The 16,725-nt window shown below is 56.5% G+C and carries 16 protein-coding genes; 14 read left to right on the plus strand and 2 right to left on the minus strand.

What is annotated here, in order from left to right; genetic code table 11:
* Position 1 precedes the first annotated feature (1 nt).
* The 9 genes from ACCW76_RS14800 (at position 2) to ACCW76_RS14840 (ending at position 9,378) form a co-directional block, all read left to right on the plus strand.
* Complete coding sequence (locus tag ACCW76_RS14800; RefSeq protein WP_436338980.1) at positions 2 to 610, plus strand: DsrE family protein; 609 nt, start codon at positions 2 to 4, stop codon at positions 608 to 610.
* A gap of 126 nt (positions 611 to 736) precedes the next feature.
* Complete coding sequence (locus ACCW76_RS14805) at positions 737 to 1,732, plus strand: substrate-binding domain-containing protein (RefSeq protein ID WP_436338982.1); 996 nt, start codon at positions 737 to 739, stop codon at positions 1,730 to 1,732.
* Positions 1,733 to 1,771: 39 nt separating this feature from the next.
* A complete protein-coding gene (locus tag ACCW76_RS14810; protein WP_436339030.1) occupies positions 1,772 to 2,776 on the plus strand; it encodes an ABC transporter substrate-binding protein in 1,005 nt (334 codons plus the stop codon).
* Between the two features lie 2 nt (positions 2,777 to 2,778).
* Positions 2,779 to 3,636: an ABC transporter permease gene (locus ACCW76_RS14815; RefSeq protein ID WP_436338983.1), complete on the plus strand. Its 858-nt coding sequence runs from the start codon at positions 2,779 to 2,781 to the stop codon at positions 3,634 to 3,636.
* A complete protein-coding gene (locus ACCW76_RS14820; protein ID WP_034825754.1) occupies positions 3,633 to 4,445 on the plus strand; it encodes an ABC transporter permease in 813 nt (270 codons plus the stop codon). Before ACCW76_RS14815 ends, ACCW76_RS14820 begins: the two co-directional genes overlap by 4 nt.
* Positions 4,442 to 5,431: an ABC transporter ATP-binding protein gene (locus ACCW76_RS14825; protein WP_045814894.1), complete on the plus strand. Its 990-nt coding sequence runs from the start codon at positions 4,442 to 4,444 to the stop codon at positions 5,429 to 5,431. The genes ACCW76_RS14820 and ACCW76_RS14825 overlap by 4 nt, the downstream gene beginning before the upstream one ends.
* 11 nt (positions 5,432 to 5,442) lie before the next feature.
* Entirely contained in the window at positions 5,443 to 6,273 is an 831-nt protein-coding gene (locus ACCW76_RS14830; protein ID WP_436338984.1) for a phosphodiesterase, read from the plus strand.
* Positions 6,274 to 6,438: 165 nt separating this feature from the next.
* Positions 6,439 to 8,031, plus strand: coding sequence for a diguanylate cyclase (locus ACCW76_RS14835; RefSeq protein WP_436338985.1), 1,593 nt, complete (start codon positions 6,439 to 6,441; stop codon positions 8,029 to 8,031).
* Between the two features lie 279 nt (positions 8,032 to 8,310).
* Positions 8,311 to 9,378, plus strand: coding sequence for an AI-2E family transporter (locus ACCW76_RS14840; protein ID WP_038645487.1), 1,068 nt, complete (start codon positions 8,311 to 8,313; stop codon positions 9,376 to 9,378).
* Positions 9,379 to 9,412: 34 nt separating this feature from the next.
* On the opposite strand, the gene bcp is transcribed toward ACCW76_RS14840, so the two are convergent.
* Together bcp and ACCW76_RS14850 are read right to left on the minus strand one after the other, a co-directional pair.
* Complete coding sequence (bcp, locus tag ACCW76_RS14845; protein ID WP_034825761.1) at positions 9,413 to 9,880, minus strand: thioredoxin-dependent thiol peroxidase; 468 nt, start codon at positions 9,878 to 9,880, stop codon at positions 9,413 to 9,415.
* 139 nt (positions 9,881 to 10,019) lie between these two features.
* Positions 10,020 to 10,619, minus strand: a complete 600-nt coding sequence (locus ACCW76_RS14850; protein ID WP_369800279.1) for a glycine cleavage system transcriptional repressor — start codon at positions 10,617 to 10,619, stop codon at positions 10,020 to 10,022.
* 110 nt (positions 10,620 to 10,729) lie between these two features.
* Here ACCW76_RS14850 and dapA point away from each other — a divergent pair, with 110 nt between their 5' ends.
* From dapA to ACCW76_RS14875, 5 genes are all read left to right on the plus strand, one after another.
* A complete protein-coding gene (gene dapA / locus ACCW76_RS14855; protein ID WP_034825765.1) occupies positions 10,730 to 11,608 on the plus strand; it encodes a 4-hydroxy-tetrahydrodipicolinate synthase in 879 nt (292 codons plus the stop codon).
* Between the two features lie 14 nt (positions 11,609 to 11,622).
* Entirely contained in the window at positions 11,623 to 12,654 is a 1,032-nt protein-coding gene (gene bamC, locus ACCW76_RS14860; protein WP_436338987.1) for an outer membrane protein assembly factor BamC, read from the plus strand.
* Between the two features lie 144 nt (positions 12,655 to 12,798).
* Entirely contained in the window at positions 12,799 to 13,512 is a 714-nt protein-coding gene (gene purC, locus ACCW76_RS14865; RefSeq protein WP_034825771.1) for a phosphoribosylaminoimidazolesuccinocarboxamide synthase, read from the plus strand.
* A gap of 223 nt (positions 13,513 to 13,735) precedes the next feature.
* On the plus strand, positions 13,736 to 14,599 hold the full coding sequence (gene ypfJ / locus ACCW76_RS14870; protein ID WP_038645493.1) for a KPN_02809 family neutral zinc metallopeptidase: 864 nt from the start codon (positions 13,736 to 13,738) through the stop codon (positions 14,597 to 14,599).
* Entirely contained in the window at positions 14,599 to 16,680 is a 2,082-nt protein-coding gene (locus tag ACCW76_RS14875; RefSeq protein ID WP_436338988.1) for a tRNA(Met) cytidine acetyltransferase TmcA, read from the plus strand. The genes ypfJ and ACCW76_RS14875 overlap by 1 nt, the downstream gene beginning before the upstream one ends.
* Positions 16,681 to 16,725 lie beyond the last annotated feature (45 nt).

The raw sequence follows: 16,725 nt of genomic DNA on the forward strand, positions 1-16,725 counted from the left end.
AATGCGTCCAGCGTCCTATATTGTCATCGCCGCACTGGCGGGTTTCGTGGGCGGTAATGTGTTACAGCTTCCAGAGCTGGTGGATAAGGTCAGCAGCAAGTTTGCTGACAACAAAAGCGAGCCAGCGGACTTCTGGAGCACGCCAGCCATCGCGGGCTACGGCAAAATCCATTTTGTGAATACGCCGGATTACAACCCCGCGAATACGCCAGGCCTGAGCAATAAGATCGTTTTTCAGATCAACCGCACGGAAGGGGATGTGCGTCAACCTAACCTCGGACTGGAACGCGTGGCGCGTGTCACCAACCTTTATTACGCTGCCGGGGTGCCGCTCAATCAGCTGAATTTTGTGGTGTCAATCAACAGCGATGCCGTGCCTGCCGCGCTGAATAACGATCAATTCCGCAAAGCTTACGGCACAGATAACCCGAACCTGAAATTGATCGATGAGTTAAAGCAGGCGGGTGTGAAGGTGACCATCTGCGATCAGTCGGTGGCCTTCCATCAGCTACAGCGGGACTGGATCGACACCCGCGTGACGCACACCCTCTCCAGCGGTACCACGGTTGCCACGTTGCAAAACGAAGGTTACGCCTTCCTGATGTTGTAATTCCTGCCTGACAGCAGTTCGCGCTGCTGTCATTTTTTCGTCATCTCTCCGCGATGTTGCTGTCACAGTTCGCCGCTACTTTAAGCGCCAATGAGATCGATCTCATTGCTCATTCACGAGGCGAACATGTCCGATTTAATCAGTGTGGCAAAGCTGGCTGGCGTATCTCGCGCTACCGCCGCACGCGCATTTTCTGATCCCCATCTGTTGCGGCCTGACACGCTGGAAAAGGTGTTGGCGGCATCAGAGCAACTCGGATTTCGCCCCAATCACATTGCACGTCAACTGCGTACGCAAAGCTCCACCACGCTGGGTGTGCTGCTGCCTTCGCTGCTTAACCCGATTTTCTCACGCCAGTTACAGGCGATGGAGCGTCAGGCGCGCGCGGCAGGATACGGTTTGCTGGTAGCGACCAGTGATTACCAGCCAGAGCGTGAAGCGGCGATTGTCGAACATATGCTGCGCCAGCGCGTGGCGGGATTGGTGCTGACCGTGGCCGATGCGGATAACAGTGCGGTCCTGACTACGTTGCATGAAGCCAGTATGCCGTTTGTGTTGGCGCACAACGTCCCTCAGCAAAGTCACTGGCCCGCCATTTGCGTCGATAACCGCCAGGCGATGCGTGAAGCCACAGAACATTTGCTGTCTCTCGGCCATCGCCATATCGGTATGGTCGCCGGGCCGATGCTGCAATCGGATCGTGCGCGCCTGCGTTATCAGGGCTATTGCGACGCTATGCACAGCGCCGGGCTGTCTGCACTACCGGTGATTGAGATGACCAGCCATACCCATTCTGATTTCGCGCTGCTGCAACCGCAGTTGCAGGGCGCAGCACCGCTGACGGCGGTGATATGTACTAATGATTTGCTCGCCATCAGCCTGATTGGTGCGGCGGCGCGTGCCGGTGTACGCATCCCGCAGCAACTTTCGGTGATGGGCTTCGACGGCATCGATATTGGCGAGCAGATTGCGCCGTCACTGGCGAGCGTCACTCAGCCAGCCGACATGCTCGGTGCCTGTGCCATCGATATGTTGTTACAACAAGCCAGTCGCGGCACCCGCGTGCTGGCCCATCGGTTGCGGAGCGGTGAGAGTATCGCCGCACCAGCCACCGCTTTTTGATACCAACACCAGGGAACCACCATGAAATTCCAACGAAAAATGAAAATTTTTGCAGGAGCGATCGCGCTGACCGCCGGTTCGCTGTTCAGTATGATGTCGCAGGCCGCCGAAACCGCGATCTGCTACAACTGTCCGCCTGAGTGGGCTGACTGGGGCACACAGCTCAAAGCCATTGCCAAAGATACCGGCATCACCGTGCCACAAGACAACAAAAACTCCGGCCAGGCGCTGGCGCAAATGGTGGCGGAGAAGGGTAATCCGGTGGCAGATGTGGTGTATTACGGCGTCAGTTTCGGCATCCAGGCCGACAGCGCGGGCGTCATCACCGGCTATAAGCCCGCACACTGGGATGACATCCCAGCCGGAATGAAAGATCCGAACGGTAAATGGGTCGCGCTGCACTCGGGCACCATGGGCTTTATGGTCAACGTGGATGCGCTCGGCGGCGCGCCAGTGCCACAATCCTGGGATGACCTGCTGAAACCAGAGTACAAAGGGATGATTGGCTACCTCGACCCGGCCAGTGCCTTTGTCGGCTATGTGGCGGCGGTAGCGGTCAACCAGGCGAAAGGCGGCAACATGCAGGACTTCACGCCAGCGCTGAACTGGTTCAGGAAACTGCAGGCTAACCAACCGATCGTGCCAAAGCAGACGGCCTACGCGCGTCTCATCTCAGGCGAAATCCCGATTCTGCTCGACTACGACTTCAACGCTTATCGCGCCAAATATAAAGATCACGCCAACGTCGCGTTTGTGATCCCGAAAGAGGGCACGGTGACGGTTCCTTATGTCATCAGCCTGGTGAAGAACGCGCCACACGAAGCCAACGGCAAGAAAGTGATCGATTATGTGCTGTCGGACAAAGGTCAGGCGATCTGGGCCAATGCCTTCCTGCGCCCGGTGCGTACTTCAGCGATGTCACCCGAAGCGAAAAAATTCTTCCTGCCGGATAGCGACTACGCCCGCGCCCAAACTGTCGACTATCAGCAGATGGCCGATGCGCAGAAAGCCTTCTCTGCTAAGTACCTGAGCGAGATCCACTGATCATGTCGATTTCCGACACCCTGGCGGCTTCACGCCGCCAGGCTCGCACTTTGCCGGGCAGCCGCTGGCTGTGGCTGACGCTGCCCGCACTGCTATTTTTCTGTGCCTTCTGGCTGCTGCCGTTTGCCCGTCTGCTGCAAATCGGTATGCAGAACGATCGCACCACACAGCACAGTGGCTACTGGACGGTGATCAGTCAGCCCAATTACCTGTTCAGTCTGTTAAATACCGTGTTGTTGTCATTGGCTGTCACGCTCGTGACGCTGGTGATTGCCGCTGTTGTCGGCTGTTTTCTGGCGCGTCAACGCTTTGCGGGACGTGGCACTTTGCTCGCCTTATTGACCTTCCCGCTGGCCTTTCCCGGCGTCGTGGTCGGTTTTCTGGTGGTGATGCTGGCTGGCCGTCAGGGCTTGCTGGCGCAAATTAGCATGAGCCTGGTGCACGAGCGCTGGACGCTGGCTTACTCTCTGACCGGCCTGTTTATTGGCTATCTCTATTTCTCGCTGCCGCGCGCCATCGTCACGCTTGTTGCGGCCAGTGAAAAACTTGACCGTTCGCTGGAAGAGGCGGCACGTTCACTCGGTGCCAGCCAGTGGCGCATTACCTGGGATGTGATTGTGCCGGGTTTGCAGCCGGCGTTGCTCTCGACCGGCGCACTCTGTTTCGCCACCAGCATGGGCGCGTTTGGCACCGCTTTCACCCTTGGCACCGATTTGGCGGTGTTACCGCTGACCATTTATGGCGAATTTACTAACTACGCTAACTTCGCTACGGCGGCGGCGCTGTCAGTGGTCATGGGCGCGGTCGCCTGGCTGGCGCTCATGCTGGCGCGCCGTCTGGCACACAAGGGGGCAGCATGAATCGTCGCGGATTGTTTAGCCTGCAGCTGCTGGTCACCACGCTCACCGCGCTGTTTATGATCGTGCCGGTGGTGCTGTCGATGCTGGCAGGTGTCACCAATAACTACTTTATCGGCCTGCGCAGCGGTTTGACCCTGAAATGGGTTGAGCAAGTGTGGGAAATGTATGCCGACACCTTTTGGCTGTCGTTGCTGATAGCGCTGTTCTGCTTGCTGGTCACTCTGGTGATTGGCGTGCCAGCCGCGTGGGGTTTATTGAAAGCGCCCGGCCGCTGGGCAGCACGTATTGAAGAGTGCCTGATGTTGCCCGTGGCGCTGCCCGGCTTAGCCACCGCGCTCGGCATCATTCTGCTTTACGGCCAGTTTTCCGGCCTGCGTGACAGTTGGGTGTTTATTCTGATTGGTCACGTGCTGTTCACGCTGCCGTTTATGATGCGACCGGTGCTGGCGGTGATGCAGGCGATCGATATGCCGCGTCTGGAAGAAGCTTCCGCCAGCCTCGGTGCCAGCCTGTGGCAGCGCTTCTTTACCGTGGTGGTGCCCAACTGCCGCAACGGCATTCTGGCCGGTGCCTTTATGGTGATCACCCTGTCGGTAGGGGAGTTCAACATCACCTGGATGCTGCATACGCCGCTGACCAAAACCCTGCCGGTTGGCCTCGCGGACAGTTACGCCTCGATGCGACTGGAAGTGGGTTCCGCGTATACGTTGATTTTCATTCTGATGATCTTGCCGCTGCTGCTGATGCTGAATGCGGTGAATCACTGGCTTAACCGCGCGGTATCGCGCCAAAACAAGGAGGCGGCATGAATCCTGCGGCCGTTACCGTGACGCTGCGCGGTTGTTCACGTCACTTCAATCACCAACTGGCACTGCATCCACTCGATCTGACCGTGAATCCCGGGGAAACCCTGGTGTTGCTCGGGCCTTCTGGCTGCGGAAAAACCACCACCTTGCGCATCATCAGCGGGCTTGAGCGCTGCGATGCGGGCGGCGAGGTGTGGTTCGACGATCGTAACGTCACCGCGTTGCCGATTGAGAAACGCAACGTTGGCATGGTGTTCCAGAACTATGCGCTGTTTCCCAATCTTAACGTTGCCGAGAACGTGGCTTACGGCTTGAAAGTGCAGGGCGTGGCGCGTGCAGAGCGTGAAGCGCGCGTGCAGGAGATGCTGGAGCTGGTGGATCTCAGCGCCTTGTCGCAGCGCAGCATTGATAAGCTTTCCGGCGGACAGAAACAGCGTGTGGCGCTGGCGCGTGCGCTGGCAGCCAGACCCAAAGTACTGCTGTTTGATGAGCCGCTGGCTGCGCTGGATGCACGTTTGCGCGATCGCCTGCGCCTGGAAATCGGCACCTTGTTGAAGAAGCTGGCGATCACCGCCGTATACGTCACGCACGATCAGCAAGAAGCCATGGCGCTCGGCGATCGCATCGCGGTGATGGAGCAGGGGCGTCTGGTGCAGATCGATACGCCACAAAATATCTATCAGCATCCTGCTTCGAAGTTTGTCGCGGATTTTGTCGGGGCGATTAACTGCGTCGATGTGGATAAGCGCGGCAATCCTCAGCGCTTCTGTCGTCCGGAAGATGTGCTACTCGCCGATGATAATCGCTACGCACGCCAGGGCTTTATCCTTGCCAGCACCTTTTTAGGCGCGTCGCAGCGGCTGATGATCGACATCGGCCTTGCAATGCCGATTCAGGTCGATCGCCATGCGCGTGAAGCCTGGCATGCCGGGCAACCGGTGAGCTGGACGCTGGCGCAAGACGCCGCCCTGCAATTTTCTGCATCCTGAGGAAGAAATTCGTGTCTGAAGCATTGACGCTGATCGCGCAAATTAGCGATTTACACATCAAGGCGAACGGTCGCCTGTCTTACAAAAAAGTCGACACCCAGGCGGCGCTGTTGCGAGTCATTGACACCCTGAATCGTTTGACGCCGCGCCCGGATATTGTGGTGATCACCGGCGATCTGGTGGATTTTGGCACCGCAGAAGAGTATCAAACGCTGCGGACGGCGCTGCGTCGTCTGCAACTGCCGTACATGCTGATGGCGGGCAACCACGACGATCGCCAGCAGTTACGCGCGGCGTTCCCGGATCACCACTATCTGCAACGTGGCGAAACCCTGAACTGGCAGGCGCAGGTGAAAGGAGTGCAGCTGCTGGCACTGGATTCCAGCGTGCCGCAACAGCCGTGGGGTTACGTGGATGAAGCTCAGCTGGCCTGGCTGAAAGAGCAGTTGGAGCGCGAACCACAATTACCCACGCTGGTGATGCTGCACCATCCACCCTTGATCTCCGGCATTGGTCATATGGACAAGCAGCCGCTGCGCAATCCCGACGCGCTGGCGGCGATTATCCGCCAGCATCCGCAGGTTGAACGTGTGCTGAGCGGCCATCTGCATCGTTCGGTGCAGGCGCGCTTTGCCGGTACGTTAGCCTGCGTCGCGCCAGGCGTGTCGCATCAGGTGGCCTTTGATTTGTCTGAAAAGGGTCCGGCGAATTTCGTGCTGGAGCCGCCGGGTTTCCTGCTACATCGCTGGCATCCTCAGCAAGGTATGACGACGCACCAGTGCGCTATCGGCGATTATCCAGGACCGTGGCCGTTCTATGATGCGAATGGTCTGATCGATTAGCGCCAACGTTTGCTGAATAATTACGCGTGTCTGACAGGATGGTTCGTGCTCAATTTGGTTTGCAGGTGTACAATTGGCGGTTCCCTCACCAGGGGTAGCTCGTCCAACTATAACTATATTGTCAGGCACGCGAATAATGAATTTTCACACCAGGGCGGTTGCATCATGCTGATGCGCATCCGGCCAAAAACTGACCTGCGTACGCTGATTGCGTTGCTGGCAATCACCAGCATCGTCATTACGCTCGCCAATACCTTGTACGCCACCTGGCGCGTGCAGCGTATGGTGCTGATCGAAAGCACCCTTGAAGCCAACCGCGCCTATGCCACTAAACTCGCCGCGACGACAGAAGTCTTTTTCCAGCTGGCGCAGTCGCAGTTGCATTACAGCGCGACCCAATTAGGCAAGGATTTTGATAATCCAGAGCTGGCGCAGCAGGAAGTGAACCGTCTGCGTGAGCAAACCAATAGCTTTAACTCCGTTGCCGTGGTCGACACCAATGGGATAGTCAAAGCGATTTCGCCTGAGTCACTGATGCTTAAAGGTATGCAGCTCACCAGCCAGGCTTCACGGGAGGCGCTGGCACAGCGTCAACCGATGGTGAGTAAGCCGACAATTTCAGCGGCCAACAATCTGATTGTGTTCGTCTCCTGGCCGATCTGGAGCAACGAAGGGCGCTACCTCGGCTATGTGGGCGGCACCATCTATCTGAAGAAGAAAAGTATTCTTAATGCCTTACTCGGTGAGCAATTCTACCGGGATGGCACGCGCGTCTATGTACTGGATCGCAACAATCAGGTGCTTTATCACCAGAACAGTCAGCTGATAGGCAAAACTGCACCGGAAATCGTCAGCGAGCGTCAACGCAATGAGAGCACCAATGGCGAGGTGCAGGTCAAAGAAGAGGACACGGCGAAATTGGCGGGTTACGCCATCGTGCCAACCACCGGCTGGATGGTGGTGGCACTTAAGCCAACGGACGTCACCCTGCAACCGCTTTCTGGTTTGCTGCTGAAAGTGTTGAAAAACTCTGTGCCGTTTGCGCTCCTGACCCTACTGATGGCGGTGATCTTCGCCCGTCTGATTGCCTTGCCGCTGTGGCAACTGGCGCGTAAAGCCAGTCAGATGGATACCCAGGGCGTATCGGGTGAAATTGGCGGCATTCGTGCCTGGTACTTCGAAGCGGCTCAGGTGAAGCGCGCCTTGCTCACCGGGATCGGACTGGTACAGGACAAAATCGGTCGGCTTAAATCGGAAGTACAAACCGATCCGATGACCAGTTTGCTTAACCGCCGTGGCCTGAGTGCGGTGCTGAATTATTTCGAAACCATGCGTCAGCCCTTTGCGGTGCTGGCGCTGGATATCGACCACTTTAAGCGGGTGAATGACAACTTCGGCCATGATGTCGGTGACGAAGTGATCAAACAGGTGGCGCGGACCCTGCGTAACAGTGCGCGCCAGACCGATGTGGTGTGCCGTAACGGCGGCGAGGAGTTTCTGATGCTGCTGCCAGCCACCTCGACGGAAGAAGCGTGGGTGATTGCCGAGCGCGTGCGCACCAGCATTGCCGAGAGCTGGATTAACCATGTTGGGCATATCACGCTCTCAGTGGGCATCGCACATTGGGAGGCCGATAACGAGCCGCAAGATGTGAGCCTGAAACAGGCGGATGCCGCACTCTATCAGGCGAAAAATGCCGGACGTAACTGTGTGATGATTGCCGGCCAGGACGCGCTGGTGAGCAGTATTACCCGCTAGTGCCGCAAGGGTCGACCTAAATGGCGGCCCTATCACCAGCGTGCAGGATTTATCCGGTGTGCGCAAACGCACAAGATTCTGCAATTTATCCGGTGTGCATTAACGCACAATATCGAGTGATTTATCAGGCTCGATTGGACGCTAGCTGCGCAGGCTGTGCCGCCTGCATCTAAGCGCAGATCCTCATCGGGTTTCTTAAGATGCAGGTTTATGCACATCAGGTTTTCGCCGTAAATTTCTGTACAATCATCATCCCGTTTTTGGCGTCAAGGAAGTGAAATGCTGGCACTGCTTTTCCAATGGTACAAACGTCGCTTTAGCGATCCGCAGGCGATTGGCCTGCTGGTGATCCTGCTGATGGCGTTCTGTATCCTGTTTTTTTTCAGTGGTTTATTGGCACCGTTGCTGGTCGCGCTGGTGCTGGCTTATCTGCTGGAGTGGCCAACCGTTCGATTACAGCGCCTGGGATGCAGCCGCACCTGTGCCACCAGCATGGTACTGATTGTTTTTGCCGGTATTTTGCTGGTGATGGTGTTGATTGTCGCGCCAGTAGCCTGGCAGCAAGGCATCAACTTGCTGCGTGATCTACCGAATATGCTGAACAAGCTCTATGTGTATGCCGCCGGATTGCCAAAGCGTTTTCCGGCGCTGGTGGATGCGGGCATCATCGACATCATCGTTGAGAATCTGCGTAGTCGCCTGACCGGGCTGGGGGAATCATTAGTGAAGTACTCACTGGCCTCGCTGGTGGGGCTGATGACGCTGATGATCTATCTGGTGCTGGTGCCGCTGATGGTGTTTTTCCTGCTGAAAGATAAAGAGCAGATGCTCAATGCCGTGCGCCGTGTATTACCGCGCAATCGCGGTCTGGCGGGCGTGGTCTGGCAGGAGATGAATCAGCAAATCACCAACTACATTCGCGGCAAAGTGCTGGAAATGGTCGCGGTAGGTTTTGTCACCTGGATTGCCTTCCTGGTCTTAGGGCTCAACTACGCGCTGCTGCTGGCGGTGCTGGTAGGGATTTCCGTGTTGATTCCCTACATCGGCGCCATGGTGGTCACGATTCCGGTGATTGGCGTCGGTCTGTTCCAGTGGGGCTTAGGCACTGATTTCTGGACGATGTTTATCGTTTATCTGGTGGTACAGGCGCTGGATGGTAATGTGCTGGTGCCGATTCTGTTCTCAGAGGCCGTCAACTTGCATCCGCTGGTGATCATTCTTTCGGTGGTGATTTTTGGCGGGATGTGGGGGTTTTGGGGCGTGTTTTTTGCCATTCCGCTGGCGACGTTAATCAAGGCGGTGGTGCGTGCCTGGCCGGAAACGGCGCTGGAGCATCAGCAGGGGTAAAGAGAACGGGTGCACATTGTGCACCCGTTTTGTTTTATGCCGACTTCAGATAATCCAGCACGATGTCGTGGTGGTTCGACGTTTTGAAGTCGTCGAAGACTTTCTCAACTTTGCCGTTGCCGTCGATCAGGAAACTGATGCGGTGGATACCGTCATAGGTTTTACCCATAAAGGTTTTCTCACCCCAGACACCGAATTCCTGGCAGACCTGGTGATCTTCATCAGATAAAAGGGTGAAGTTCAGCACCTCTTTTTCGGCGAAGCGTGACAGTTTTTCAGGCTTATCGGTGCTGATGCCCAGCACTTCCACGCCCACGGTTTTCAACGCATCCATGTTGTCGCGCAGACCACAGGCCTGAACGGTGCAACCCGGCGTCATGGCCTTCGGGTAGAAATAGACCAGAACGCGCTGTCCCTGGAAGTCGGCCAAATTTACTTGTTCGCCGTCCTGATCGGGCAAGCTAAATTTCGGTGCGGTATCACCGGCTTTCAGTGGATTCATCACAACTCTCCATTTTTTCTTCATGCTGTGGGTAATACACCCTCGCGGCAAAAAGCCCCAGCGGGTGCCACCCTCTGGGTTATTTCACTACACGGTATGCCGCATGGCAGAGTGTGTGGAGAAATAACCCGGCGTTAGTTTACAGGGTGTTGTTGGCATCGTCGGTGACACTATAAAGACGAATTGAGCCTTGTGCATGCAGTTCTTCACACAGATTGTTGAAGGCCTGTTCAAACGGTGCGCTGGCCTGATTATCCGGGCTGTGTGCCGTCATCTGAATATACAGTGTCGGTGGGACACCTTCCTGTGCCGGGGTAATACGCGACACCAATTCGGCAATGTTCATCTGGTGTTTGTCGAACAAATCGGTAAAGCGCTCAATGAGATGAGGAGAATCCGGCACTTCCACCTGCACCCATACCGTGGCGGGCATCGGCGGGGTGACGCGCGCATTGGTGCGCTTCATCACAATCAACAGTTCCAGCTCAGCCCCTTTCATCGGCAGCGTGGATTCAATCAGGGTTATCGCGTTCCAGCTCCCCGAAAGCAGCATGATGAAGGTGAACTCATCACCCAACATCGCCAGACGACTGTCTTCAATATTGCAGCCGCAGCTACTGACGTGGCGAGTGATGGTATTGACGATACCCGGACGATCAACGCCCAATGCGGTGATCACCAGATGGTGCGGCTGTGACTGCGACAAAATGGTATTTCCTGTACGTTCGCTAATAACCATAAGGTAAACATAAAAAAAACTGCTGACAAGGGTAGGAATGGCTTGGCTCGCTTGCTTTTCTTTCGAGGTAAAACGTAACATGAGGCACTTGTTTGTCGAGGGGATAGCCCATGTTCACCGGAAGTATTGTTGCGCTCATTACGCCAATGAATGAAAAAGGTAATGTCTGCCGCGAGAGTTTGAAAAAACTGATTGATTATCATGTTGCCAGCGGCACCGCGGCGATTGTTTCTGTTGGCACCACCGGCGAATCCGCTACCCTCAGCCATGAAGAACATGGCGATGTGGTGATGCAGACCCTGGAGCTGGCGGATGGCCGTATCCCGGTGATTGCCGGAACCGGCGCCAATGCCACTGCTGAAGGTATCTCTCTCACGAAGCGCTTTACCGGCACCGGTGTGGTGGGTTGTCTGACTGTGACGCCTTACTACAACCGTCCAACCCAGGAAGGTCTGTTCCAGCACTTCAAAGCGATTGCCGAAAGCACCGATCTGCCGCAGATGCTGTATAACGTTCCATCACGTACTGGCTGCGACATGCTGCCAGAAACCGTGGCTCGCCTGGCCGAAATTAAAAATATTATCGGAATCAAAGAGGCCACCGGGAACTTATCGCGTATTTCTCAGATCCAAGAGCTGGTTAATGATGAGTTCATTATTGTCAGCGGCGATGACGCGACAGCTCTGGACTCCATGCAACTGGGCGGCAAAGGCGTAATCTCGGTTACAGCCAACATTGCAGCGCGTGAAATGGTAGAACTCTGTGCGCTGGCGCAACAGGGTAATTTTGCCGAAGCGCGTCGCCTGAATCAGCGTCTGATGCACCTGCACCAGACGCTTTTCTGTGAACCCAATCCAATCCCGGTTAAATGGGCAGCGAAACAGCTAGGATTAATCGCGGATGACACGCTGCGCTTGCCGATGACGCCACTGACCGAAGCCGGTCAGGCGAAAACGGCTCAGGCGCTGATTAAAGCGGGTCTGCGATAAATTAGGGAGAATCAATGAGTTATTCAGTTAAGCGCTCGACGCTGGCAACCGTGGTGGGCTTGTCCACCCTGATGCTGCTAACAGCTTGTTCCAGCGATCAGCGTTATAAGCGCCAGGTCAGCGGTGATGAATCTTACCTGCAGGCGCCTGAACTGCATGATTTAAAAGCCCCGGCGGGGATGATTCTGCCTCTGCAGAATGGCGATTACGATGTGCCGCACACTGTTGCGAAGGGTGCAGTAGGTAAAGAACTGGATATTCGTCCTCCGGCTCAACCTCTGGCGCTGCTGAACGGTACGCGTGCACAGTTCACTGGTAATACCGGTGTGCTGGCGGTTGAGAGCAGCCGTGGCTCTATCTGGTCACAGGTGGTGAATGTGATCCAGTCCTACAAGTTCCCGATTGCACAGCGTGATGATGCTGGGCAGCAGCTGACCACCGATTGGGTGCAGTGGAACCGTGCGGATGAAGATAACCAGTATCGCGGTCGCTACCAGATCAGCGTACAGAACCAGAGCTATCAGCAGGTGCTGACGGTTCGTCTGCTGGAATTGCAGCAGAAAGGTGAGACGGTGACTACACCTGCGCAGATCCAACGCTATACCGGCCAGATGTTGAACGACATCAGTACCGGTCTGGATAAGATTGATACCGCCAGCGCCGATGCCGCTGCAGGCCGTGCGACTGGACAGATTGACGTCCAGAGCGGTGCAGATGATACCGGTCTGCCACTGCTGGTGCTGCGTTCACCGTTTAACGTCACCTGGCAGCGTCTGCCAGCGGCGCTGAAGCGTGTGGGCATGGAAGTGACCGATGACAACCGCTCGCAGGGTAGTCTGAAAGTGACCTACAAGCAGCCGGGTAGCAGCGCGTTTGACGCGATTGGTGCGAAGGATCCTGAACTGCCAAACGGCGATTACAAATTGCAGGTGGGTGATTTGGATAACCGCAGCAGTCTGCAGTTCATTGATCCTAAGGGCCATGTGCTCACTCAGGCGCAGAACGATGCGCTGGTGGCGGTGTTCCAGGGTGCACTGAACAAATAAATTGCCAAAGGGCCGGAGATTCTCCGGCCTTTTTGTTTTGGATTTGGCATAATAGCGCCCGGCGAAGTAAACGATTGCGTCAGGCAGTCATCGCGCGGTGAAACACCGCTGAACACGGGTTCTTTCATGTTTGGAGTTAATGAGATGCAAAAGCGAGCTGAGTTGTATCGCGGTAAAGCGAAAACCGTATACAGCACCGATAATCCGGATCTGCTGGTACTTGAATTCCGCAACGATACGTCAGCAGGAGACGGTGCACGAATCGAGCAATTTGATCGCAAAGGAATGGTGAACAACAAGTTCAACCATTTCATTATGACCAAACTGCAGGAAGCGGGCATTCCGACCCAGATGGAAGCGCTGCTGTCGGATAACGAAGCGCTGGTGAAAAAACTGGAGATGGTGCCGGTGGAGTGCGTAGTGCGCAACCGTGCGGCAGGATCGCTGGTAAAACGTCTGGGCGTGGAAGAGGGCATGCTGCTCAATCCACCGCTGTTTGATCTCTTCCTGAAAGATGACGCCAAACACGACCCGATGGTCAACGAATCTTACTGCGAGACCTTTGGCTGGGTCAGCAAAGCCAATCTGGCGCGCATGCAGGAACTGACTTTCAAAGCCAACGACGTACTGAGCAAACTGTTTGATGACGCCGGTCTGATCCTGGTCGACTTCAAACTGGAGTTCGGTCTGTTCAACGGTGAAGTGACGTTGGGCGATGAGTTCTCGCCAGACGGCGCGCGTCTGTGGGACAAAGAAACCATGGACAAAATGGACAAAGACCGTTTCCGCCAGAGCCTCGGCGGCCTGATCGAAGCTTATGAAGAAGTGGCGCACCGCCTGGGTGTGAAACTGGATTAAGTCTTCAGTGATACCTTTTCGGTGCGCATTCCAGCGCACTGTAAACAGGGTGTCGTGATAAATGAAAGGTCGTCATCGCTGGCGGCCTTTTCTGTTTCTGCCCTGCCTGCACGTTATCTAATACGCCTCCTTTCTCTCAATCTCGCGACGCTAGCGCCGCAACGCTGGTGATTAGCGATGGCGCCAACTAAAATCATGCAAAACCTTTTAACAGGAGCGAGCCATGCGCTGGCAAGGTCGTCGTGAAAGCGACAATGTAGAAGATCGTCGCAATGATTCACCCGGATTGGGCGGCGGCGGTCGGCAAATCCGCATTCCGCGCGGCAAGGGCGGTATCATTCTGCTGATTGTGGTGGCCGTGGCGGGTTACTACGGTTACGACCTCACCGCGTTGCTGGAGGGGGGAACTCCGGTGACGCAACAGCAGCAGCGCCCGGTGAACTCTGCGCAGGATAATGAGGATGCCAAATTCACTAAGGTGATTCTCGCCACCACCGAAGAGACCTGGGGCACGCTGTTCCAGAAAATGGGCAAACAGTATGTGCCACCTAAGCTGGTGATGTACCGCAACTACACCTCAACCAGCTGCGGCACTGGCCAGTCGGCGATGGGGCCGTTTTACTGCCCGGCGGATCAAACTGTCTACATCGATCTGTCGTTTTACGATGATATGAAAACCAAGCTGGGTGCGGGCGGTGACTTTGCGCAGGGCTATGTGATTGCTCATGAAGTCGGCCACCACATCCAGAAGCTGCTGGGCATCGAGCCTAAAGTGCGTCAGATGCAGCAGGGTGCCACTCAGGCACAGGCCAATCAGCTGTCGGTGAAAATGGAGTTGCAGGCAGACTGCTTTGCCGGCGTGTGGGGCCATTATGTGCAGCAGCAAAATATGCTGGAAGTGGGCGACCTTAAGAAAGCGCTGGATACCGCAGAAGCGATTGGTGATGACCGACTACAGCAGAAAAGCCAGGGCCGCGTGGTGCCGGATAGCTTCACGCACGGTACTTCACAACAGCGCTATACCTGGTTCAAACGCGGTTTTGACAGCGGAAATCCGGGCGACTGTAACACCTTCGCCGCCAACTGATGTCGTTAGTTGATATCACCGCCGCGATGCAGCGAGCGGGCATTCGTCGCTTGTGTGTGATCGCCGGTGAAGCTAACTGGGCGCAGCAGCAGGCCGTTGAGTGGCGTGCGGCGCTGCCCGGCGACTGGCTCACGCTGAGCGACAGCGATGATTTCCCCCAACGCGTGGCGCCCGCCGCCCTGCGCACGCTGCTGGGGCGTGAATTCCAGCATGCGATTTTCGATGCCCGCAGCGGTTTCCATGCGGAGGCGTTAGCGGCGTTGGCGGGCACGTTGCGTGCGGGAAGCTGGTTATTGTTACTGACGCCGCCGTGGCAAGAGTGGGCCACGCAACCGGACTGCGACAGCCTGCGTTGGGCCGATGTCGCCGAACCCATCGCCACGCCTCATTTTATCCACCATCTGCAGCGGTTGATTGAGCAGGATCCGCAGGTCATGTTGCAGCACCAGCACCAGCACCAGCACCAGCACCAGCACCGGCACCAGCACGAGCACCAGTATCAACTTATTCGCTCGCCTGCATTGCCGGATCAACAGCAGCCTGCGCGTGCAGCCGGATTGCTGCACCAACATCGGCCTGCGCGTGCACCTGCGTTGCTGGACTTACCCGATTGGCAATGCCAGGCACCGCAGCAGCAGGCGCGGATCCTGCAACAGTTGCTGACAATGCCCTCTGGCGTGGCGGTGATCACCGCCGCGCGCGGACGAGGCAAATCCGCGCTGGCCGGGATGCTGGCACAACAGAATCAGCACTGCCTGGTAACGGCACCGGCCAAAGTTTCCACTGACGTGCTGGCGGCGTTTGCCGGTGAACATTTTCATTTTATGGCGCCGGATGCCATTCTCGCTTCAACCGCTGAGCGGTCAGCGCAATGGTTGATTGTTGATGAAGCGGCTGCGATTCCAGCGCCGTTGTTACAACAACTGATTCAGCGTTTTCCCCGCGTGTTGATGATCACCACCGTGCAGGGTTACGAAGGCACCGGGCGCGGTTTTATGCTGCGTTTCTGCGCCACCTTGCCTCAGGTGCAACATTTCCAGCTCGATGAACCTTTGCGTTGGTCAGCGCACGATCCGCTGGAACAGTGGCTAAGCCAGGCGCTGCTGTTTGAGGATGCCGCAGAAAGCGAATTTAACGGTGAGATTTCGGTTTTTCCGGCTAAACCAGAGCAAGGGGCACTGGAAGCGGGCTACCGTCTGCTGGCGAGCGCCCACTATCGCACTTCTCCAATTGACCTGCGGCGCATGCTGGATGCCCCCGGCATGCGCTTCTGGCTGGCAGGAGCGCCAGAAAATATTGTCGGCGCACTGTGGCTGGTGGAAGAGGGTGGGTTAGACAAGCCGCTGGCTGATGCCGTCTGGGCGGGGTTGCGCCGTCCGCGCGGCAATCTGGTCGCACAGTCACTGGCAGCCCATGCGGGATTCGCAGAAGCCGCTACCTTGCGATCGCAGCGTATCAGTCGCATTGCCGTGTTAGCCGCACAACGCCAGCGCGGTATTGGCAGCGCGTTGGTGGCCATGGCACATCAGCAGGCGGAAGGATGCGATTTCCTTTCGGTGAGTTTTGGCTATACCGAATCGCTGTGGCAGTTCTGGCAGCGCTGTGGATTTACTCTGGTACGCATTGGCTCACAGCGTGAAGCCAGCAGTGGCTGCTATGCGGCGATGGCGATACGCGGCTTAACGCCCGCCGGACAACAGTTGCAGCAGCAAGCGGCACAGCGATTTGCGCGTGACGCGGTGTGGTTGCGTGACATTATTGATCTTCCCTTCACGACAACCGAACACCCTCAGGCGCTGAGCAAGGATGACTGGCCGCTGTTGGCAGGATTTGCCTGGGCGCTGCGGCCGTATGAGGCGAGCTATGCCGCGTTGCAACGCCTGGTGCGCGCATCACCACAACCGATACTCGAAGCCATCCTTGTGCAAAAACAACCGCTGAGTGCCGCAACACAGCAAGCGGGTCTCAGTGGTCGTAAAGCCCTGATACAACGCTTACGCCAGGAGACGGCGGAGGCGTTGATTCAGTGCGATACCCGCCAGGCGGAGCAGTGGCGGCAGCAGTTGGCATCGTTGCAATAAATCCATCATCTCGTTCAAATTTTCCCAATATCACTCTCGCCAGAG

This window comes from Pantoea sp. C8B4 (genome assembly GCF_051336905.1).
Taxonomy (GTDB): Bacteria; Pseudomonadota; Gammaproteobacteria; order Enterobacterales; family Enterobacteriaceae; genus Pantoea; species Pantoea rwandensis_B.

Bases quoted from the DNA above. Each gene is read 5' to 3' on its own strand.
- ACCW76_RS14800 (WP_436338980.1), top strand. From the start codon at position 2: ATGCGTCCAGCGTCCTATATTGTCATCGCCGCACTGGCGGGTTTCGTG.
- ACCW76_RS14805 (WP_436338982.1), top strand. From the start codon at position 737: ATGTCCGATTTAATCAGTGTGGCAAAGCTGGCTGGCGTATCTCGCGCT.
- ACCW76_RS14810 (WP_436339030.1), top strand. From the start codon at position 1,772: ATGAAAATTTTTGCAGGAGCGATCGCGCTGACCGCCGGTTCGCTGTTC.
- ACCW76_RS14815 (WP_436338983.1), top strand. From the start codon at position 2,779: ATGTCGATTTCCGACACCCTGGCGGCTTCACGCCGCCAGGCTCGCACT.
- ACCW76_RS14820 (WP_034825754.1), top strand. From the start codon at position 3,633: ATGAATCGTCGCGGATTGTTTAGCCTGCAGCTGCTGGTCACCACGCTC.
- ACCW76_RS14825 (WP_045814894.1), top strand. From the start codon at position 4,442: ATGAATCCTGCGGCCGTTACCGTGACGCTGCGCGGTTGTTCACGTCAC.
- ACCW76_RS14835 (WP_436338985.1), top strand. From the start codon at position 6,439: ATGCTGATGCGCATCCGGCCAAAAACTGACCTGCGTACGCTGATTGCG.
- ACCW76_RS14840 (WP_038645487.1), top strand. From the start codon at position 8,311: ATGCTGGCACTGCTTTTCCAATGGTACAAACGTCGCTTTAGCGATCCG.
- bcp (WP_034825761.1), bottom strand. From the start codon at position 9,880: ATGAATCCACTGAAAGCCGGTGATACCGCACCGAAATTTAGCTTGCCC.
- ACCW76_RS14850 (WP_369800279.1), bottom strand. From the start codon at position 10,619: ATGGTTATTAGCGAACGTACAGGAAATACCATTTTGTCGCAGTCACAG.
- dapA (WP_034825765.1), top strand. From the start codon at position 10,730: ATGTTCACCGGAAGTATTGTTGCGCTCATTACGCCAATGAATGAAAAA.
- bamC (WP_436338987.1), top strand. From the start codon at position 11,623: ATGAGTTATTCAGTTAAGCGCTCGACGCTGGCAACCGTGGTGGGCTTG.
- purC (WP_034825771.1), top strand. From the start codon at position 12,799: ATGCAAAAGCGAGCTGAGTTGTATCGCGGTAAAGCGAAAACCGTATAC.
- ypfJ (WP_038645493.1), top strand. From the start codon at position 13,736: ATGCGCTGGCAAGGTCGTCGTGAAAGCGACAATGTAGAAGATCGTCGC.
- ACCW76_RS14875 (WP_436338988.1), top strand. From the start codon at position 14,599: ATGTCGTTAGTTGATATCACCGCCGCGATGCAGCGAGCGGGCATTCGT.